Genomic DNA, 23,267 nt, shown 5'->3' on the forward strand with positions numbered 1-23,267 from the left:
CCACCCATGGCTAGCGGTAACGAAGACAAGCTCCGCGACTACCTCAAGCTGGTCACCGCCGACCTGCGGCGCACCAAGCAGCGACTGGAGTCGGTCGAGGCCAGGGACAACGAGCCGATCGCCATCGTCGGCATGGCCTGCCGCTTCCCCGGCGGCATCGCCTCGCCCGAGGACCTGTGGCGGCTCGTCGCCGACGGCACCGACGCCGTCGGCGACCTGCCCGGCGACCGCGGCTGGGACGTCGAAGGGCTCTACGACCCCGAACCGGGCAAGCCGGGCAAGAGCTATGTCCGCAGCGGCGGATTCCTCGCCGGCGTCGGCCACTTCGACGCCGACCTCTTCGGCATAGCCCCGCGCGAGGCCCTGGCCATGGACCCCCAGCAGCGGCTGCTGCTGGAATCGGCGTGGGAAGCCATCGAACGCGCCCGCATCAACCCCGCCTCGCTGCGCGGCACCGGCACCGGCGTCTTCGTCGGAGGCGCCGACACCAACTACGGCTCCCTCGCCCGGCAGAGCGAGGAGACCGAGGGACACCTGCTCACCGGCGGCGCGACCAGCGTCCTGTCCGGACGCATCGCCTACACCCTCGGCCTGGAGGGGCCGGCCGTCACCATCGACACGGCATGCTCCTCGTCCCTGGTGGCGCTGCACCTGGCCGTGCGCGCCCTGCGGTCGGGCGAATGCTCGATGGCACTGGCCGGCGGCGTCGCCGTCATGCCGACGACCAGCCTCTTCACCGAGTTCTCGCGGCAGCGCGGCCTCGCCGCCGACGGCCGGTGCAAGCCGTTCGCCGAAGCGGCCGACGGCACCTCCTGGGCCGAAGGCGTCGGCGTCCTGCTCGTCGAGCGGCTCTCGGACGCCCGCCGCAACGGCCACCAGGTGCTGGCCGTCGTGCGCGGCACGGCCGTCAACCAGGACGGCGCCAGCAGCCGCCTCACCGCCCCCAACGGCCCCTCCCAGCAGCGCGTCATCCGCGCCGCCCTGGCCAACGCCCAGCTGTCCCCCGACCAGGTCGACGCGGTGGAGGCGCACGGCACGGGTACGACGCTCGGCGACCCGATCGAGGCGCAGGCGCTCCTGGCGACGTACGGCCAGGACCGGCCCGGGGACCGGCCGCTGTGGCTGGGCGGCATCAAGTCGAACCTCGGCCACGCCCAGGCCGCCGCCGGCGTCGCCGGTGTGATCAAGATGGTCATGGCGATGCGGCACGGCGTGCTGCCGAAGACGCTGCACGTGGACGCCCCCTCCTCGCACGTGGACTGGAACGCCGGCGCGGTCGAGCTGCTGACCGAGCGGATCGAGTGGCCCGAGACGGGCCGGGCGCGCCGCTCGGCGGTGTCGGCGTTCGGCATCAGCGGCACGAACGCACACGTGGTGCTCGAACAGGCGGAGCCCGCCGAGGAGTCGGCGGCCCCGGACCCGTCGGTGGTGCCCGGTGCGGTGCCCGGTGTGGTGCCGTGGATGCTGTCCGGCAAGACCGAAGCGGCGCTGCGCGCACAGGCCGCGCGGCTGCTGGGGCACGTTCAGGACCGGACCGACGTCTCTCTCGCCGACCTCGGCTTCTCGCTGGCCACGAGCCGGGCGGTCTTCCCCCACCGTGCGGTGGTGCTGGCCGCCGACCGGGACGCCGTGACGCGGGCCCTGACGGCCCTGTCCGCCGGTGAGGCGGATGCGGATGCGGGCGTGGTCGAGGGTGCGGTGCGTCCGGGTCGTTCGGCGTTCCTGTTCTCGGGTCAGGGTTCGCAGCGGTTGGGGATGGGCCGTGAGTTGTACGGCCGGTTCCCGGCTTTTGCCGAGGCGTTCGACGCGGTGTGTGCGGGGCTTGATGAGCACCTGGACCGTCCGCTGCATGAGGTGGTCTGGGGCGAGGACGAGGAGCTGCTGAACCGGACGGTGTATGCCCAGGCCGGGTTGTTCGCGGTCGAGGTGGCGCTGTTCCGTCTGGTGGAGTCGTGGGGTGTCCGGCCGGAGTATGTGGCCGGCCACTCCATCGGTGAGGTCGCGGCTGCGCATGTGGCGGGTGTGTTCTCGCTGGGTGACGCGTGTGCGTTGGTGGCGGCGCGTGGTCGTCTGATGCAGGCGCTGCCTGCGGGCGGTGCGATGGTGGCCGTGCAGGCGTCGGAGGACGAGGTCCTGCCGCACCTGAACGACGATGTTTCGATCGCTGCCGTCAACGGACCGTCGTCCGTGGTGGTCTCGGGCGCGGAGAGCACGGTCGAGGCGGTCCGGGCGCACTTCGAGGGCCAGGGCCGTAAGACGACGCGACTTCGTGTCTCGCATGCGTTCCACTCGCCGTTGATGGATCCGATGCTGGAGGACTTCCGTGCGGTGGTGGCGGGTCTGTCCTTCGGTTCCGCCGACATTCCGGTGGTCTCGAACCTGACGGGTGAGCCGGCTTCGGACGAGCAGCTGTGCTCCGCTGACTACTGGGTGCGGCACGTCCGCGAGGCCGTGCGCTTCGCGGACGGCGTACGGGCGCTGCAGGCCGAGGGCGTGACGCGGTTCCTGGAGCTGGGGCCGGACGGTGTGCTGTCGGCCATGGCGCGGGAGTCGGTGGCCGACGAGGCCGCCGTGCTCGTGCCCGTACTGCGCAAGGGCAGGGCCGAGGAGCAGACTCTCCTCGCGGCCCTGGCCCAGCTGTCCGTGCGGGGCGCCGACGTCGACTGGACCGCCGTCTACGAGGGGACCGGCGCCCGGCACGTCGACCTGCCGACGTACGCCTTCCAGCACGAGTGGTACTGGCCGAAGCCGGCCGCCCTCTCCGCGACCGGCGACGTCGGCGCGGCGGGCCTGGAGTCCACCGGGCATCCGCTGCTGAGCGCCTCGGTGGAACTCTCCGACGACGACGGCCTGTTGTTCACGACCCGGCTCTCCCTGCAGTCCCACCCCTGGCTCGCCGACCACGTCGTGATGGGCTCGGCGCTGCTGCCGGGCACGGCGTTCGTCGAGCTGGCGATCCGCGCCGGCGACGAGGTCGGCTGCGACCGGATCGACGACCTCGCCCTGGCCGCGCCGCTCGTCCTGCCCGAACAGGGTGGAGTGCAACTGCAGTTGCGCGTCGGCGCACCCGACGAATCCGGCAGCCGCTCCTTCAGCGTCCGTTCCCGGATCGAAGGCGCCGGCGAACAGCCCTGGGCCCGCCACGCGACCGGCGTGCTGGCCGTGGGGGAGCACACGGCCGATTTCGCCCCCCTCGGCGGCGACGGTGTGTGGCCGCCCGCCGGGGCCGAGCCGGTGGACCTGACGGGCCTCTACGAGGGCATGGCCGAGGGCGGCTTCGCCTACGGCCCGCTGTTCCAGGGCATGCGGACCGCGTGGCGCCACGGCGACGAGGTGTTCGCGGAGGTCGTGCTGCCCGAGGCCGCCGAGGGCGAGGCCGGGGCGGGGGCGTTCGGGCTCCACCCGGCGCTGCTGGACGCCGCCCTGCACGTCGCCGCCTTCAACGGCATGCCGCGCGGAGTGGTGCCCTTCTCCTGGGAAGGCGTCTCCCTGCACGCCTCCGGCGCCTCGGCGGTACGCGTCCGGGTCGCCCGGACCGGGGACGAGTCCGTGTCCGTGGCGATCGCCGACACGGACGGCGGGCCGGTCGCCTCGGTCGAGACGCTGACGCTGCGGGCCGTCGCCGCCGGGGACCGCTCGGCCGGGGCGAACGGGATCGGCCGTGACTCCCTGTTCCGTGTGGACTGGGTCCCGCTGCCGGCTCCGGCCCCGGAGGCCGAGCCCCTGGCCGTCGCCGTTGTCGGGTCCGGTGCCGAAGAGGTCCTGGCGGGGCTGTCGGCTGATGTCCACGAGGACCTGGCCGCGCTGACGGCAAAATCGGAAGCAGATGTTCCGGGTGTGGTGCTGGTGCCGGTGGCCGCGAGCGGCGGCTACGGCGCGGTGGTGGAGTCGGTGCATGCGGCCGTGTCGCGGGTGCTGGGGCTGGTGCAGTCGTGGTTGGCCGAGGAGCGGTTCGCCGGTTCGCGTCTGGTGTTCGTGACGCGGGGCGCGACGACCGGTGACGACCTCGTCGGTGCCGCCGTGTGGGGCCTGGTGCGGTCGGCCCGGTCCGAGAACCCGGGACGCTTCGGCCTGGTGGACCTCGACGGCGCAGAGGACGCCGCGCAGGCCCTGCGGGAGGCGCTCGCTCTGGACGAGCCTCAGCTGGCCGTCCGGGGCGGCGAGGTGCTGGCGGCCCGGCTGGCCCGGGTGCCGGCGCCGGTCGAGTCCGGTCCTGCCGTGTGGGACGCGGACGGCACGGTTCTGATCACCGGTGGCACGGGCGGCCTGGGCCGTGCGGTGGCCCGGCACCTGGTGGCCGAGCACGGCGTACGGAGCCTGCTGCTGGTCAGCCGCCGGGGCGCCGCCGCGGAGGGCGCCGAGGAGCTGATCGCGGAACTGACGCGGCAGGGCGCCGACGTGGCCGTGGAGTCCTGTGACGTCACGGACCGGGACGCCGTGTCCGAGCTCGTGGCGCGGCATCCGGTCTCGGCCGTGGTGCACACCGCCGGCGTGATCGACGACGGGGTCGTCGAAGCCCTCACGCCCGAGCGGCTGGCCACCGTCCTGCGCCCGAAGGTGGACGCGGCCTGGAACCTGCACGAGGCCACCAAGGACCTCGACCTGTCCGCGTTCGTGCTCTTCTCGTCCGTCTCCGGCATCTTCGGCGGCCCCGGGCAGGGCAACTACGCTGCGGGAAACACCTTCCTGGACGCCCTGGCCCAGCACCGCCGTGCGCACGGGCTGCCCGGCGTCTCGCAGGCCTGGGGCCCGTGGACCCAGGACGGAGGCATGACCGGCACCCTGTCCGACGTCGACATCCAGCGGATCGCCCGCTCGGGCATGCCGGAGCTGTCGCCCGCCGAGGGCGTGGCGCTCTTCGACGCCGCGATCACCGCCGACGAGGCGGTCGTGCTCCCCGTACGCTTCGACCTCGCGGCGCTGCGGGCGCAGGGCGACATCCCCGCCCTGCTGCGCGGACTGATCCGGACGCGCGTGCGCCGGTCCGTCACGGCCGGCACGGGCGCCGTCTCCGCCGGACTCGTCCAGCGGCTGACCGGGCTCGCGGTGGCCGAGCGGCGCGAGGTGCTGCTCGACCTGGTGCGTGGGCAGATCGCCGTGGTCCTGGGACACGCGGGTTCGGAGACGGTGGATCCGACGCGGGCCTTCCAGGACCTGGGCTTCGACTCCCTGACGGCGGTCGAACTGCGCAACCGCCTGAACAAGGCGACGGGCCTGCGCCTGCCGGCCACCGCGGTGTTCGACTACCCCACGGCGGACGTGCTGGTGGGCCACCTGCTGGACGAGCTGTTCGGCAGCGAGTCGGCAGAGGCCGTGGTGCCGGTGCGGGTGTTGCCGCCTGTTGCCGACGATCCGGTGGTGATCGTGGGCATGAGCTGCCGCTACCCGGGTGGGGTGTCCTCGCCCGAGGACCTGTGGCGCCTGGTGTCCGAGGGCCTGGACGCGGTGGGCGGCTTCCCGGCCGACCGCGGCTGGGACGTGGAAGGGCTTTACAACGCCGACCGCGAGGTGCCCGGCACGTCGTACACGCGGTCCGGTGGATTCCTGTACGAGGCGGGGGAGTTCGACCCCGACTTCTTCGGGATGAGCCCTCGCGAGGCACTGGCGACGGACTCGCAGCAGCGCCTGCTGCTGGAGACGACCTGGGAGGCCCTGGAGCGGTCCGGCATCGACCCGGTGTCCTTGCGGGGAAGCCAGACGGGCGTCTTCGCGGGCGTGATGTACAACGACTACGGCAACATGCTGGTCGGCGACCAGTTCGAGGGCTTCCGAGGCAACGGCAGCGCCCCCAGCATCGCCTCCGGCCGCGTGTCGTACACCTTCGGCTTCGAGGGCCCGGCGGTCACGGTCGACACCGCCTGCTCGTCGTCCCTGGTCGCGCTGCACTGGGCGGCACAGGCGCTGCGGTCGGGCGAGTGCTCGCTGGCGGTCGCCGGTGGCGTGACCGTGATGTCGACGCCCACCACCTTCGTCGAGTTCTCCCGCCAGGGCGGTCTGTCGGAAGACGGCCGATGCAGGTCTTTCGCCGACGCTGCGGACGGTGTCGGGTGGTCCGAGGGCGTCGGTGTGCTGGTGCTGGAGCGGCTGTCGGACGCGCGGCGCAACGGCCACCGCGTGCTGGCTGTGGTGCGTGGTTCTGCGGTCAACCAGGATGGCGCGTCGAATGGTTTGACGGCGCCGAACGGTCCGTCGCAGCAGCGGGTGATTCGCCAGGCGTTGGCCAGTGGTGGGTTGTCGGCTGCGGACGTCGACGTGGTTGAGGCGCACGGTACGGGTACGACTCTGGGTGACCCGATCGAGGCTCAGGCGCTGCTGGCGACGTACGGCCAGGAGCGACCGGAGGAGCGGCCGTTGTGGCTGGGTTCGGTGAAGTCGAACCTTGGTCATACGCAGGCCGCGGCTGGTGTGGCCGGTGTGATCAAGATGGTCATGGCGATGCGGCACGGGGTGCTGCCGAAGACGCTGCACGTGGACGCCCCCTCCTCGCACGTGGACTGGTCGGCCGGAGACGTCGAGCTGCTGACCGAGCCGGTCGAGTGGGCGGCGACGGACCGTCGACTGCGGGCAGGCGTCTCGTCCTTCGGCATCAGCGGCACGAACGCGCACGTGATCCTCGAGCAGCCCGAGCCCGTCGAGGCGCCGGCCGCTCCGCAGGACGGGCCCACGGTGGCGCCCGGTGTGGTGCCGTGGGTGCTCTCGGGCAAGACCGAGGCCGCTCTGCGCGCCCAGGCCGCCCGTCTGCTCAACCACGTCGAGGGCCAGTCCGAACTGCCGGCCGCGAGCATCGGCTACTCCCTGGCGACGGAACGGTCGAGCTTCCCGCACCGCGCGGTGGTGCTGGCCGCGGACTGGGACGGCATCGTGCGCTCTCTCTCCGCGCTGCTGGTCGGTGAGCCGGACGCGGGTGTGGTCGAGGGCTCGGTGCGTGCGGGGCGTTCGGCGCTCCTGTTCTCGGGTCAGGGTTCGCAGCGGGTGGGGATGGGCCGTGAGTTGTACGGCCGGTTCCCGGTGTTCGCGGATGCCTTTGACGCGGTGTGTGCGGGGTTGGACGAGCACCTGGAGCGTCCGCTTCGGGAAGTGGTCTGGGGTGAAGATGCCGATCTGCTGAACCGGACGGTGTATGCCCAGGCCGGGTTGTTCGCGGTCGAGGTGGCGCTGTTCCGTCTGGTGGAGTCGTGGGGTGTCCGGCCGGAGTATGTGGCCGGCCACTCCATCGGTGAGGTCGCGGCTGCGCATGTGGCGGGTGTGTTCTCGCTGGGTGACGCGTGTGCGTTGGTGGCGGCGCGTGGTCGTCTGATGCAGGCGCTGCCTGCGGGCGGTGCGATGGTGGCCGTGCAGGCGTCGGAGGACGAGGTCCTGCCGCACCTGAACGACGATGTTTCGATCGCTGCCGTCAACGGACCGTCGTCCGTGGTGGTCTCGGGCGCGGAGAGCACGGTCGAGGAGATCCGGGCGCACTTCGAGGGCCAGGGCCGTAAGACGACGCGACTTCGTGTTTCGCATGCGTTCCACTCGCCGTTGATGGATCCGATGCTGGAGGACTTCCGCGAGGTCGTGGCGGGTCTGACCTTCGGTTCGCAGGCCATTCCGGTGGTCTCGAACCTGACGGGTGAGCCGGCTTCGGACGAGCAGCTGTGCTCCGCTGACTACTGGGTACGGCACGTCCGCGAGGCCGTGCGCTTCGCGGACGGCGTACGGGCGCTGCAGGCCGAGGGTGTGACGCGTTTCCTGGAGCTCGGCCCGGACGGCGTGCTGTCGGCCATGGCGCGGGAATCGGTGACCGACGAGGCCGCCGTGCTCGTGCCCGTCCTGCGCAAGGACCGGGCCGAAGAGGTCACGGTGCTCGGCGCGATGGCCCAGCTGCACGTCCAGGGGGCGAAGGTCGACTGGGCCGCTGTCTTCGCCGGCACCGGTGCCGGGCACGTGGATCTGCCGACGTACGCCTTCCAGCACGAGCGGTTCTGGCCGACGGGTTCGCTGATGCGTGCTGGGGATGTTCGGTTCGCTGGTCTGGGTTCGGCGGAGCATCCGATGCTGGGTGCGGCGGTGGAGCTGGTCAATACGGACGGTTTCCTCTTCACGGGGCGTCTGTCGGTGCAGTCGCATCCTTGGCTGGCTGATCACGTCGTCATGGGTTCGGTTCTCGTGCCCGGTACGGCTCTGTTGGAGCTGGCGATCCGTGCGGGTGACGAGACCGGTTGCGGTGCGGTGGAGGAGTTGACGCTTGCCGCGCCGCTGGTGCTGCCCGAGCAGGGCGGCGTCCAGGTGCAGGTGTGGGTCGGTGAGCCGGACGACGCAGGTCGCCGCGCTCTCACCATCCACTCCCGTCGCGATGGCACTCAAGAGCAGCTCTGGACCCTGCACGCTCAGGGAACCCTGGCAGCCGAAGCGGCAGCGGTGGCGTTCGACGCCGCTGTGTGGCCGCCGGAGGGCGCCGAGCCGGTCGACGTGTCCGACTGCTACGAGCGGTTCGCGGATGCCGGGTTCGAGTACGGCCCGGTGTTCCAGGGCCTGCGGGCAGCCTGGCGCCTCGGCGAGAACGTGTTCGCCGAAGTCGGCCTGCCTGACAGCGTGGACGGCGGAGCCTTCGGGCTCCACCCGGCGCTCTTCGACGCCGGCCTGCACGCCTTCGCCTTCGGCGGCGGCGACGAGCCGGGTGGTGTCCCGTTCTCCTGGAGCGGGGTCAGCCTGCATGCGGCAGGCGCTTCCGCGATACGGGTGCGCATGTCGCGGACCGGAGACGGCGCGGTGTCGATCGCGATCGCTGACACGACAGGTGCGCCGGTCGCCTCGGTCGAGTCGCTGGTCGTTCGTACGATCTCCGCCGACCAGCTGAACGCCGTCGGCCACGACTCGCTGTTCGAACTCGTCTGGGCTGCGGTCCAGGTGCCGGGCGACGAGGCGGACGCCGAGGCGTTCAGCGGGCCTTCGGTGGAGACGAGCGCGGACCTTCTGCTGCTCGCAGAAGCGGAAGTGGACGCGCCGGATGTCGTGCTGGTGCCGGTGGCATTGAGCGACGGATCCGGTGCCGTGGTGGAGTCGGTCCATGCGGCCGTGTCGCGGGTGCTGGGTCTGGTGCAGTCGTGGTTGGCCGAGGAGCGGTTCGCCGGTTCGCGTCTGGTGTTCGTGACGCGGGGCGCGACGACGGGTGACGACCTCGCCGGTGCTGCCGTGTGGGGCCTGGTGCGCTCGGCGCAGCTGGAGAACCCGGGCCGCTTCGGCCTGGTGGACCTGGGCGGCGACGAGGACTCCTCGTCGGCGCTGCTGCGTCGGTCGCTCTCTCTGGACGAGCCGCAGTTGCTGGTCCGGGGTGGCGAGGTGCTGGCGGCCCGGCTGGCCCGGGTGCCGGCGCCGGTCGAGTCCGGTCCTGCCGTGTGGGACGCGGACGGCACGGTGCTGATCACCGGTGGCACGGGCGGCCTGGGCCGTGCGGTGGCCCGGCACCTGGTGGCCGAGCACGGCGTACGGAACCTGCTGCTGGTCAGCCGCAGTGGTCCGGCCGCCGAGGGCGCCGAGGAACTCGTCGCCGAACTGGCCGCCCAGGGCGCCGACGCGACCATCGCCGCATGCGACGTCTCGGACCGGGACGCGCTGGCCGAGCTGGTGGCGCGGCACCCGGTCTCGGCCGTGGTGCACACGGCCGGCGTGCTGGACGACGGTGTGATCGGGTCGCTGACCCCGGAGCGCCTGTCGGCCGTCCTGCGCCCGAAGGTGGACGCGGCCTGGAACCTGCACGAGGTCACCAAGGACCTCGACCTGTCCGCGTTCGTCGTCTTCTCGTCCGTAGCGGGCACCTTCGGCAGCGCGGGCCAGGGCAATTACGCCGCCGGCAACGCCTTCCTGGACGCCCTCGCACGGTTCCGCCGTGCGGAGGGCCTGCCCGGTGTGTCGCTGGCCTGGGGCCCCTGGGCCCAGGACAGCGGAATGACCGGGACCCTCTCCGAAGCCGACATCCAGCGGATCAACCGGGCCGGCATGCCGCCGCTGTCCGTGGAGCAGGGCCTGGCGCTGTTCGACGCCGCGCTGTCCGGCGTGGAACCGGCCGTACTGCCGGTGCGCCTCGACCTGGCGGCCTTCAAGTCCCAGGGCGAGATCCCCGCTCTGCTGCGCGGGCTGATCCGGACGCGCGCACGGCGCGCTGCGGTCGCCGGTTCGGCGGCCACGGCCGGTCTCGTGCAGCGGTTGGCGGGGCTTGCGGTGGCGGAGCGGCGTGAGGCGCTGCTCGACCTGGTGCGTGGGCAGATCGCGGTGGTGCTGGGGCACGCGGGTTCGGAGACGGTGGATCCGACGCGGGCCTTCCAGGACCTGGGCTTCGACTCCCTGACGGCCGTCGAACTGCGCAACCGCCTCGGTACGGTGACCGGGCTGCGGCTGCCCGCGACCGCCGTGTTCGACTACCCCACGGCAGATGCGCTGGTGGGCTTCCTCCTGGACGAGCTGTTCGGCGGCGAGTCCGCGGAGGCGCTGGTGCCGGTGCGGGTGTTGCCGCCTGTTGCCGACGATCCGGTGGTGATCGTGGGCATGAGCTGCCGCTACCCGGGCGGGGTGTCTTCCCCGGAGGACCTGTGGCGCCTGGTGTCCGAAGGCGTCGACGCGGTGGGCGGCTTCCCGACCGACCGCGGCTGGGACGTGGAAGGGCTTTACAACGCCGACCGCGAGGTGCCCGGCACGTCGTACACGCGGTCCGGTGGATTCCTTTACGAGGCGGGGGAGTTCGACCCCGACTTCTTCGGGATGAGCCCTCGCGAGGCGTTGGCGACGGATTCGCAGCAGCGTCTGTTGCTGGAGACGACCTGGGAGGCGTTGGAGCGGGCCGGTATTGATCCGGTGTCGTTGCGGGGCAGCCAGACGGGTGTCTTCGCGGGTGTGATGTACAACGACTACGCGAATCTGCTCTCCGGTCCCGAGTTCGAGGGCTATCAGGGCAGCGGTAGCGCGGGCAGCGTGGCCTCGGGCCGCGTGTCGTACACCTTCGGTTTCGAGGGCCCGGCCGTCACGGTCGACACGGCCTGCTCGTCGTCCCTCGTGGGTCTGCACCTGGCGGCGCAGGCGCTGCGCTCGGGCGAGTGCTCGCTGGCGGTGGCCGGCGGCGTGACGGTGATGTCGACGCCGATGACGTTCATCGAGTTCTCCCGCCAGGGCGGATTGTCGGCGGACGGCCGGTGCCGGTCGTTCTCCGATGCGGCGGACGGTGTGGGCTGGTCCGAGGGCGTCGGCATGGTCGTACTCGAGCGGCTGTCGGACGCGCGCCGCAACGGCCACCGTGTGCTGGCCGTGGTGCGTGGCTCGGCCGTCAACCAGGACGGTGCGTCGAACGGTTTGACGGCGCCGAACGGTCCGTCGCAGCAGCGGGTGATCCGCCAGGCGTTGGCCAGTGGTGGGTTGTCGGCTGCGGATGTCGATGTGGTCGAGGCGCATGGCACGGGTACGACGTTGGGTGATCCGATCGAGGCCCAGGCGCTGCTGGCGACGTACGGGCAGAACCGGCCCGAGGACCGGCCGTTGCGGCTCGGTTCGATCAAGTCGAACATCGGTCACACGCAGGCTGCGGCTGGTGTGGCCGGTGTGATCAAGATGGTTATGGCGATGCGGCACGGTGTGCTGCCGAGGACGCTGCATGTGGACGCGCCGTCCTCGCACGTGGACTGGAGCGCCGGCGCGGTCGAGCTCCTTGCCGACGAGCTGGCCTGGCCCGAAGGCGACGGCCCGCGTCGCGCGGCCGTCTCCTCCTTCGGCATCAGCGGCACGAACGCGCACGTGATCCTGGAGCAGCCCGAGCCCGTCGAGGCAACGGACGGACAGGCCGAGCCCGTGGTCGAGCCCGGTGTGGTGCCGTGGGTGCTCTCGGGCAAGACCGAAGCCGCTCTGCGGGCGCAGGCTGCCCGCCTTCTGGACCACGTTCAGGGCCGGACAGACGCCACCCTTGCGGACATCGGCTTCTCCCTTGTGACGAACCGGTCCGCCTTCGCCCATCGCGCGGTCCTTCTGTCCGCCGATGTGGACGACGCGCTGCGGGTCCTGTCCGCGCTGGCGGCGGGCGAGGCGGATGCGGGTGTGGTGGAAGGCTCGGTGCGTGCGGGTCGGTCGGCGTTCTTGTTCTCGGGTCAGGGTTCGCAGCGGTTGGGGATGGGTCGTGAGTTGTACGGCCGGTTCCCGGTGTTCGCGGATGCCTTTGACGCGGTGTGTGCGGGGCTTGATGAGCACCTTGAGCAGTCGGTCTCGGCTGTCGTCTGGGGCGAGGACGAGGAGCTGCTGAATCAGACGGTGTACGCCCAGGCCGGGCTGTTTGCCGTCGAGGTGGCGCTGTTCAGGCTGGTGGAGTCGTGGGGCGTCCGCCCCGACTTCGTGGCGGGTCATTCCATCGGTGAGGTGGCGGCTGCGCATGTGGCGGGTGTGTTCTCGCTGGCCGATGCGTGTGCGTTGGTGTCGGCGCGTGGTCGTCTGATGCAGGCGTTGCCTGCGGGCGGTGCGATGGTGGCCGTGCAGGCGACCGAGGACGAGGTCCTGCCGCACCTGAACGACGATGTTTCGATCGCTGCCGTCAACGGACCGTCGTCCGTGGTCGTCTCGGGCGCGGAGGGCGCCGTCGAGACCGTCCGGGCGCACTTCGAGGCGCAGGGCCGCAAGACGACGCGACTCCGCGTCTCGCACGCGTTCCACTCGCCGCTGATGGATCCGATGCTGGACGACTTCCGCGCGGTCGTGGAAGGCCTGACCTTCCAGTCCCCGACCGTCCCCGTAGTCTCCAACCTCACCGGCGAGCAGGCCACCGCTGAGCAGCTGTGCTCTGCCGAGTACTGGGTACGCCACGTCCGTGAGGCGGTCCGCTTCGCCGACGGCATCCGTACCCTGCAGGCCGAAGGTGTCACCCGCTTCCTGGAGCTCGGCCCGGACGGTGTCCTGACCGCCATGGCCCAGGAGTCGGTGACCGACGAGGCCGCCGTGCTCGCCCCCGTACTCCGCAAGAACCGTGCCGAGGAGACGACGGCGCTCGCGGCCGTGGCGCAGCTCTACGTCCACGGTGCGCGGGCCGACTGGTCCGCCGTCTTCGCCGGCACAGGTGCCCGGAGGGCCGACCTGCCGACGTACGCCTTCCAGCGCGAGCGGTTCTGGCCGACGGGTGCGCTGGTGCGTGCCGGAGATATCCGGTTCGCGGGTCTGGGGTCGGCCGAGCACCCGATGCTGGGCGCGGCCGTGGAACTGGCCGGTGCCGACGGGTTCCTCTTCACTGGACGGTTGTCCCTGGAGTCCCACCCGTGGCTCGCCGACCACGTCGTCAAGGGTTCCGTGCTCGTCCCCGGGACGGGTCTGCTGGAGCTGGCCGTCCGCGCCGGTGACGAGGTCGGCTGCGACGTCGTCGAGGAGCTGACGCTCGCCGCGCCGCTGGTCCTGCCCGAGCAGGGCGGTGTCCAGGTGCAGGTGCGCGTGGGCGTCCCGGACGAGGACGGGCGTCGCGCCCTGAGCGTGCACTCCCGGCCGGAGGGCCAGGGCCACGAACCCTGGCTCCGGCACGCCGCCGGTTTCCTGGCCACCGGTGCCGCCGCCCCGCAGTTCGACGCAGCGGAGTGGCCGCCCGTGGGTGCGGAGGCGGTGTCGGTCGACGGCGCGTATGAGGTGATGCTGGAGAGCGGTTACGGCTACGGGCCGGTGTTCCAGGGGCTTCGGGCGGTGTGGAAGCAGGGCGAGGATCTGTTCGCCGAGGTGGCGCTGCCGGAGTCGGCGAAGGACGAGGCCGCGCGCTTCGGTCTGCACCCGGCTCTCCTCGACGCCGCCATGCACGCCGCCATCCTGGTGAGCACGGGCGACGAGACGATGATCCCGTTCGCGTGGAACGACGTGGCGCTCTTCGCGGTGGGCGCGTCCGAGGTGCGGGTGCATCTGTCGCGGACCGGTGACGGCAGCCTGGCACTGGCGGTCGCCGACGCGACCGGCCGGCCGGTGCTGTCCGTGGGGTCGGTGGCCGGGCGCCCGGTGTCGGCCGAGCAGCTGGACGCCGGGTCCCGTTCGGGTCGGCCGCTGTACGGGATCGAGTGGACGGTGGCTCCGGCCGCGACCGACGTCGACGGAACCGACGCCTCCTGGGCGCACTGGGACGCGGTGACGGATGACGCGGAGGCGGTGCCGCCCGTTGTGGTGCTGGACTGTGGCGGCGCGACGTCGCCCTCGACGGACGATGATGTGCCTGCCGGCATCCGGACGGTGACCCAGAGGGTGCTGGATGCCGTTCAGCTCTGGCTGGCGGAGGAGCGGTTCGCCCAGTCGCGCCTGGTCGTGGTGACGCGCAACGCGATGGCCACCGCCGAAGGTGCCGCGCTGGATGTGGTGCAGGCTCCGGTGTGGGGTCTGGTCCGTGCGGCGCAGGCGGAGAACCCGGGCCGGTTCGTCCTGCTGGACGTCGACAGGGACCTGGAGCCCGGTGACCCGCTGCCGGCCGCAGCACTCGCCTCCGGCGAGCCGGAACTGGCCGTCCGCGCCGACGACATACTCATTCCGCGCCTGGCCCGTCTGACGTCCGCCGGGTCGGATGTGACGCTCGACGTCGACGGCACGGTTCTGATCACCGGTGGTACCGGTGGTCTGGGCGCCGTCGTGGCCCGCTACCTCGTCGTCGAGCACGGCGCACGGCACCTGGTGCTGACCAGCCGCCGAGGCCTGGAGGCCCCGGGAGCGCCCGAACTGGCGGCAGAGCTCGACGGACTGGGCGCGCAGACCCGCATCGTCGCCTGCGACGTGTCCGACCGGACCGCGCTGTCCGCTCTCCTCGACGGCATCACCGCCGAGCGGCCTCTGACGGCCGTCGTGCACGCGGCCGGAATCGGTGACAACGCCCTGGTGGGCGCGCTCACCCCGGAGCGCATGGAGGCGGTGCTGGCGCCCAAGGCCGACGCAGCCTGGTACCTGCACGAGCTGACGCGCGAGATGGACCTGGCGGCCTTCGTTCTCTTCTCCTCCGCCGGTGGCCTCGTGCTGACCGCCGGGCAGGGCAACTACGCCGCCGCCAACGTCTTCCTCGACGCCCTCGCCGCCCACCGGCACGCCGAGGGGCTCCCGGCCACGGCCATGGCCTTCGGCCTGTGGGAGGTCGGCGCCGGACTCGGCCAGCACCTCAGGGACGTCGACCGCAAGCGGATGGCGACCCAGGGCGTACCGGTGCTGTCGCACGAGACAGGTCTGCAGCTGTTCGCGGCCGGCCTGCGCTCGGACCGCCCCGCCGTCGCGCCCATCAGCGTGGACGTTGCCGCGTTGCGCGCCCGTACCGACGAAGTGCCCGCGCTGCTGCGCGCACTGGCGCCCCGGACCGTCCGGCGCACCGCCGCCGTCGGCAACGGCGCCACGGCCGGGACGCTGGGCGACCGGCTCTCCGGCCTGACGGCCGGCGAGCGGCACCGCGCCATCCTGCAGATCGTGCGCAACCAGGTCGCCGCGGTGCTCGGCCACGGCTCGCCCGACGCGATCGGACCGGACCGCGCCTTCCAGGAGCTCGGCTTCGACTCCCTCTCCGCGACCGAACTGCGCAACCAGCTCAACACCATCACCGGCCTGCGCCTGCCGGCCACCCTCGTCTTCGACCACCCCAACGCCCTCGCCGTCACCGACCACATCGATTCCCTGGTCGGCGGCCGGAGCACCGAGGCGGTGTCCGGCACCGTCGTCGGCGCGGCCGAGCGCCCGGCGGACGACGAGCCGATCGCCATCGTGGGCATGGCCTGCCGCTACCCGGGCGGGGTGACGAGCCCCGAGGACCTGTGGCGGCTGGTGGTCGACGGTGTGGACACCGTCACCGACCTTCCCGGCAACCGTGGTTGGAACATCGAGGACCTCTACGACCCGGAGCCCGGCAAGGAAGGCAAGAGCTACACGCGCCGGGGCAGCTTCCTCCACGACGCCGCCGACTTCGACCCCGCCTTCTTCGGCATCTCGCCGCGCGAGGCGCAGTACATGGACCCGCAGCAGCGCCTGCTCCTCGAAGCCTCCTGGGAGGCGATGGAGCGCGCGGGCATCGACCCGGCCTCGCTCAAGGGCAGCCGGACCGGTGTCTTCGCGGGTGTGATGTACCACGACTACGCACTGAACGTGTCCCCCTCGGGCACCAGCGGCGGCAGCGTCGTCTCGGGCCGTGTGTCCTACACGTTCGGCTTCGAGGGCCCGGCGGTCACGGTCGACACGGCGTGCTCCTCGTCGCTCGTGGCCCTGCACCTCGCGGTCCAGGCGCTGCGGTCGGGCGAGTGCTCGCTGGCGCTGGCCGGCGGTGCGACCGTGATGTCCACGCCGGGCATGTTCATCGAGTTCAGCCGGCAGCGGGGCCTGTCCGCGGACGGCCGCTGCAAGGCGTTCGCCGGTGCGGCGGACGGCGTCGGCTGGTCCGAGGGCGTGGGCGTGCTCCTCGTGGAGCGCCTCTCCGACGCACAGCGCAACGGGCACCGGGTCCTGGCGGTGGTGCGGGGCACGGCCGTCAACCAGGACGGCGCGAGCAACGGCTTCTCCGCCCCCAACGGCCCCTCCCAGCAGCGGGTGATCCGGCAGGCACTGACCGCCTCCGGGCTCGCGGCGTCCGACATCGACGCGGTGGAGGCGCACGGCACGGGTACGACGTTGGGTGACCCGATCGAGGCGCAGGCGCTGCTGGCGACGTACGGCCAGGACCGGCCGGAGGACCGGCCGCTGTGGCTGGGCTCGGTGAAGTCGAACATCGGCCACGCGCAGGCAGCGGCCGGCGTCGCCGGCGTCATGAAGATGGTGCTGGCGATGGAGCACGGCCTCCTGCCCAGGACCCTGCACGTGGACGAACCCTCGCCCCACGTGGACTGGACGGAAGGAGCCGTCGAGCTCCTGACCGAGGCCCGGCAGTGGCCCGAGACCGGTCACCCGCGCCGCGCGAGCGTCTCCGCGTTCGGCATCAGCGGCACCAACGCGCACGTCATCCTCGAGCAGGGGCCGGGCGCGCCCGCGACCGTACCCGCTGTACCCGCCGTACCCGCAGAGCCGGCGTCCGGCGTCCGGGGCGCCGTGCCCTGGCTGGTGTCCGCGGCGACCCCCGAGGCCCTGCGGGCCCAGGCCGACCGCCTGCTGTCGTTCGTGGAGTCCCGGCCGGAACCGACCCTGCTCGACATGGCCCACTCCCTCGCCACCACGAGGTCCGCTCTGGAACGCCGTGCGGTCGTCGTCGGCACGGACCGCGACGAGCTGCTGAACGGGCTGCGGGCACTCGCCCGGGGCGAGAGCGCCGCGGGGGTCTTCACGGCGTCCGCACGGACCAGCGATCCGACGGCGTTCCTGTTCTCGGGTCAGGGTTCGCAGCGGTTGGGGATGGGTCGTGAGTTGTACGGCCGGTTCCCGGTCTTCGCGGATGCCTTTGACGCGGTGTGTGCGGGGCTTGATGAGCACCTGGACCGTCCGTTGCGTGAGGTGTTCTGGGGTGAAGATGCCGATCTGCTGAACCGGACGGTGTATGCCCAGGCCGGGCTGTTCGCTGTCGAGGTGGCGCTGTTCAGGCTGGTGGAGTCGTGGGGTGTCCGTCCGGACTTCGTGGCGGGCCACTCCATTGGCGAGGTGGCGGCCGCGCATGTGGCGGGTGTGTTCTCGCTGGCCGATGCGTGTGCGCTGGTGGCGGCGCGTGGTCGCCTGATGCAGGCACTGCCTGCGGGCGGTGCGATGGTGGCCGTGCAGGCGACCGAGGACGAGGTCCTGCCGCACCTGAACGACGATGTTTCGATCGCTGCCGTCAACGGACCGTCGTCCGTGGTTGTTTCGGGTACGGAGAGTGCCGTCGAGACCGTCCGGGCGCACTTCGAGGCGCAGGGCCGTAAGACGACGCGACTGCGCGTCTCGCATGCGTTCCACTCGCCGTTGATGGACCCGATGCTGGAGGACTTCCGCGCGATCGTGGAAGGCCTGTCGTACGCCTCTCCGAACATCCCGGTGGTCTCCAACCTCACCGGCAAGCAGGCCACCGACGAGCAGCTGTGCTCGGCCGAGTACTGGGTCCGCCACGTCCGTGAAGCGGTCCGCTTTGCCGACGGCATCCGTACCCTGCAGGCCGAAGGCGTCACCCGGTTCGTCGAGCTCGGCCCCGACGCCGTGCTCACCGGAATGGTCCGGGACTGCCCGGACGAGGCGGCGGTCGAGGGCTCGGTTCTCGCCGTGCCGATGCTGCGCAAGGGCAGGGACGAGGCCGCGACCCTCACGGGCGCGATCGGTCACCTGCACGCTTCCGGAGCGGCCGTGGACTGGCACGCCTTCTTCGCCGGAACAGGTGCCCGCAATGTCGATCTGCCGACCTACGCCTTCCAGCGGCAGCCGTTCTGGGTGAACGCCACGAGCGGGTCCGCGGCCGGCGACATGGGCTCGGCCGGTGTGGGCACCGTGGCGCATCCGTTGCTGGGTGCGGTCGTGCGGCTGCCGGACACGGACGGTGTGGTGCTGACGGGCCGCCTGTCGGTGCGGACGCACCCGTGGCTGGCGGACCACATGGTCCAGGGAGCGGTGCTGGTGCCGGGCACCGGCCTGGTGGAACTCGCCCTCCGGGCGGGCGACGAGGTCGGTTGCGGTGCGCTCGAGGAACTGACCCTCGCGGCCGCGCTCGTACTGCCTGAGCACGGCGGCGTTCAGGTCCAGGTCGTGGTGGGTGCTCCGGAGTCGGGCCGTCGCCCGGTGGCGGTGTACTCGCGCCGCGACGACGCCGTCGACGACCAGGACGCGTGGACGCGCCACGCCTCCGGTTTCCTGACGCCCGATGCCGTTCCCGCGGCCTTCGACCTGGCCGAATGGCCGCCTGTGGGTGCGGAGGCGGTGTCGGTCGAGGGTGCGTACGAGTCGATGCTGGAGGGCGGTTACGGCTACGGGCCGGTGTTCCAGGGGCTTCGGGCGGTGTGGAAGCAGGGCGAGGATCTGTTCGCCGAGGTGGCGCTGCCGGAGTCGGCGAAGGACGAGGCCGCGCGCTTCGGTCTGCACCCGGCTCTCCTCGACGCCGCCATGCACGCCGCCATCCTGGTGAGCACGGGCGACGAGACGATGATCCCGTTCGCGTGGAACGACGTGTCGCTCTTCGCGGTGGGTGCGTCCGAGGTGCGGGTGCGCCTGACACGGACCGGTGGTGGCGGGCTTTCGCTGGCCGTCGCCGACGTGGCGGGCCGGCCGGTGCTGTCCGTGGGCTCGATGGTCGGCCGGCCGGTGTCGGCGGAGCAGCTGGAGACCGGCGGCGGCTCGGGTGAGTCGCTGTACGGGATCGAATGGTCCGCCGTACCGGTGACAGAGGGCGCCGGGGCGTCCTGGACTTCATGGGATGCACTGACGGACGCGGACGCGGACGCGGACACGGACGCCGACACCGAGCCGGTGTCGGAGGCGGTGGTGCTGGACTGTGGCGGTGCGACGTCGCCCTCGGCGGGCGATGTGCCGTCCGATGTGCGGTCGGCGATGCACTACGCGCTGGACGCGATCCGGCGCTGGCTGGCCGAGGAGCGGTTCGCCCAGTCGCGCCTGGTCGTGGTGACGCGCGACGCGGTGGCCACGGCCGGGGGCGCGGCGCTGGATGTGGTGCAGGCTCCGGTGTGGGGTCTGGTCCGTGCGGCGCAGGCGGAGAACCCGGGCCGGTTCGTCCTGCTGGACGTCGACCGGGAGCTGGAGCCCGGTGACCCGCTGCTGTCCGCTGCGGTCGCTACGGGCGAGCCGGAGCTGGCGATCCGCGCCGATGAGGTGCTGGTCCCGCGTCTGGTCCGTTCGATGCCGGACGGCTCGGATGTGACGCTCGACGTCGACGGCACGGTTCTGATCACGGGCGGTACCGGTGGTCTGGGCGCGGTGGTGGCCCGTTACCTGGTCGTGGAGCGGGGCGTACGGCACCTGGTGCTGACCAGCCGCCGTGGCCTGGAGGCCCCGGGAGCGCCCGAACTGGCCTCGGAACTCGACGGTCTCGGCGCGCGGACGCGGATCATCGCGTGCGACGTCTCGGACCGCGACGCGCTGTCCGCTCTCCTCGACGACATCACCGCCGAGCGGCCTCTGACGGCCGTCGTGCACGCGGCCGGAGTGGGCGACAGCGCCCTGGTCGGTGCTCTGACGCGCGAGCAGGTGGAGGCGGTGCTGGCGCCCAAGGCGGACGCGGCCTGGTACCTGCACGAGCTGACGCGTGGGATGGATCTGGCGGCCTTCGTTCTCTTCTCCTCCGCCGGTGGCCTCGTGCTGACCGCCGGGCAGGGCAACTACGCTGCCGCGAACGTCTTCCTCGACGCCCTGGCGGCCCACCGGCACGCCGAGGGGCTCCCGGCCACGGCCATGGCCTTCGGCCTCTGGGAGGTCGGCGCCGGCCTCGGCCAGTACCTGAGCGACATCGACCGCAAGCGGATGGCGACGCAGGGCGTTCCCGCGCTCTCGTACGAGTCCGGGCTGGCGCTATTCACGGCCGGCCTGCGCTCGGAACGTTCCACCGTCGTGCCCATTCGCGTGGACGTCGCCGCGTTGCGCGCCCGTACCGACGAAGTGCCCGCGCTGCTGCGCGGGCTGGCTCCGGCGGTCCGGCGGGCGGCGGCGGTCACCGGCGGACACGCACCGGTGGCCGACCTCGACCGGCGCCTGGCGGGCCTGACGCCGGCCGAGCGGCACCGTGCGGTGCTGCACATCGTGCGTGAGCAGGTCGCCGCAGTGCTCGGACACGCCTCCGCGGAGGCGATCGAACCGGCACGGGCCTTCCAGGAGCTCGGTTTCGACTCCCTGGCCGCGACCGAACTGCGCAACCAGCTCAACCGCATCACCGGCCTGCGCCTGCCGGCCACCCTCGTCTTCGACTACCCCAACGCCCTTGCTGTGACCGGCCACATCGAAGCCGAGCTGGCGCCGGCGGTGGCCGACGGCATCCGCCAGGTGTCGGGCGAGGACGAGATCCGGCAGGCCCTGCAGACGATCCCGACAAACCGGTTGCGCGACGCGGGGCTGATGGACAGCCTTCTCGAGCTCGCGGAGGTCCGGGTCCTGTCGTCCGACGCGGATCTCTTCGCCGACGCCGACACGGAACCCGACGCCGACACGGAACCCGGCGCCGAGAGCGACGCAGGCTCCGAGACCGACGGCAGTGCGCTGCGCGCCGCGCGGTTGGAGACCTCCCGGCTGCGGAAGCACAACCGGAAGCTCTCCGCCGCCCAGCACGAGCCGATCGCCATCGTGGGCATGGCCTGCCGCTACCCGGGCGGGGTCACGAGCCCGGAGGACCTGTGGCAGCTGGTGACGTCCGGTACGGACGCGGTCTCCGCCTTCCCGGCGGACCGCGGCTGGGACCTCTCGCCCCTCCGCGACCCGAACGCCGCCCACCCCGGTGACCACTACGCCGACGCGGGCGGATTCCTCGACTCCGTGGCGGACTTCGACCCCGGCTTCTTCGGGATCTCGCCGCGCGAGGCCCTCGCCATGGACCCCCAGCAGCGGCTGACGCTCGAACTGTCCTGGGAGGCGCTGGAGCGGGCCGGCATCGACCCGACGTCCCTGAAGGGCACGCAGACGGGCGTCTTCGCCGGCGTCATGTACCACGACTACCCCGGCAGCGACGGAAACGGCAGCGTCGTCTCCGGCCGGGTGGCGTACAAGCTGGGCCTCGAAGGGCCCGCGGTCTCGGTGGACACCGCCTGCTCGTCCTCCCTGGTCGCACTGCACCTCGCGGTGCAGGCGCTGCGCCAGGGCGACTGCTCCCTGGCGGTGACGGGCGGTGTCACGGTCCTGTCGACGCCCGGCGTGTTCGCCGAGTTCGGCCGCCAGGGCGCCCTCGCCCCGGACGGCAGGTGCAAGTCCTTCGCCTCGGCCGCCGACGGAACCGGATTCTCCGAGGGCGCCGGCTTCCTCGTCGTCGAAAGGCTGTCGGACGCGGTACGCAACGGTCACCCCGTGCTCGCCGTCGTCCGCGGCTCGGCCGTCAACCAGGACGGCGCCAGCAACGGCCTCACCGCCCCGAACGGCCCCTCCCAGCGACGCGTGATCCGACAGGCTCTCGCCAACGCGCGCCTCTCCGCCGACCAGATCGACGTCGTCGAGGCGCACGGCACGGGTACGACGTTGGGTGACCCGATCGAGGCGCAGGCGCTGCTGGCGACGTACGGCCAGGACCGGCCGGAGGACCGGCCGCTGTGGCTGGGCTCGGTGAAGTCCAACATCGGTCACACGCAGGCTGCGGCCGGCGTCGCCGGTGTCATCAAGATGGTCATGGCCATGCGCCATGGAGTGCTGCCGTCGACGCTCCACGTCGACGAACCCTCCTCCCAGGTGGACTGGTCGGCCGGCGCCGTACAGCTCCTGACCGGGGCCAGGGACTGGGCCGCCGCCGGCCGTCCGCGGCGCGCGGGCGTGTCGTCGTTCGGTATCAGCGGCACCAACGCGCACGTGCTGGTCGAGCAGGCACCGGCCGTCACCCCGGCCACGACCGAGGAGACGGAGGGCGCGGCCCCGGTCGTGCCGTGGCTGCTCTCCGCCCACGACGGGAACGCCCTGCGCGCCCAGGCCGAGCGGCTGCTCTCCCGGATGGACGGCGACGCCGCTCCCCGGCCGGTGGACGTGGCGTTCTCGCTGGCGACGACCAGGGCGGCGCTCGAGCACCGTGCCGTGGTCGTCGGCAGCGACAAGGACGAGCTCGTGGCCGGACTCGGCGCGGTGGCGCGGGGCGAGACGCCCACTGGAGTGGACTCCGAGGGGCTTCTGGCGCTGCTGTTCTCGGGTCAGGGGTCGCAGCGGGTGGGGATGGGCCGTGAGTTGTACGGCCGGTTCCCGGTGTTCGCGGATGCCTTCGATGCGGTGTGTGCGGGGCTTGATGAGCACCTGGACAGTCCGTTGCGTGAGGTGGTCTGGGGCGAGGACGAGGAGCTGCTGAACCGGACGGTGTATGCCCAGGCCGGGCTGTTTGCGGTCGAGGTGGCGCTGTTCCGTCTGGTGGAGTCGTGGGGTGTGCGGCCGGAGTATGTGGCGGGTCATTCCATTGGTGAGGTGGCGGCTGCGCATGTGGCGGGTGTGTTCTCGCTGGCGGATGCGTGTGCGTTGGTGGCGGCGCGTGGTCGTCTGATGCAGGCGCTGCCGTCCGGTGGCGCGATGGTGGCCGTGCAGGCGACCGAGGATGAGGTCCTGCCGCACCTGAACGATGATGTTTCGATCGCTGCCGTCAACGGACCGTCGTCCGTCGTGGTTTCGGGTAAGGAGAGTGCCGTCGAGGCGATCCGGGCGCACTTCGAGGCACAGGGCCGTAAGACGACGCGACTGCGCGTCTCGCACGCGTTCCACTCGCCGTTGATGGACCC

At 72.1% G+C, this 23,267-nt stretch carries 1 protein-coding gene; it reads left to right on the forward strand.

Annotated elements, in window-relative coordinates:
- Positions 1 to 6: 6 nt before the first annotated feature.
- A partial coding sequence (locus AB0G59_RS26120) for an SDR family NAD(P)-dependent oxidoreductase (protein WP_360916245.1) occupies positions 7 to 23,267 on the forward strand: 23,261 nt, incomplete at its 3' end.

Origin of the sequence: Streptomyces sp. NPDC021096 (assembly GCF_040641275.1) — a bacterium.
In the GTDB taxonomy this organism is placed as follows: Bacteria; Actinomycetota; Actinomycetes; order Streptomycetales; family Streptomycetaceae; genus Streptomyces.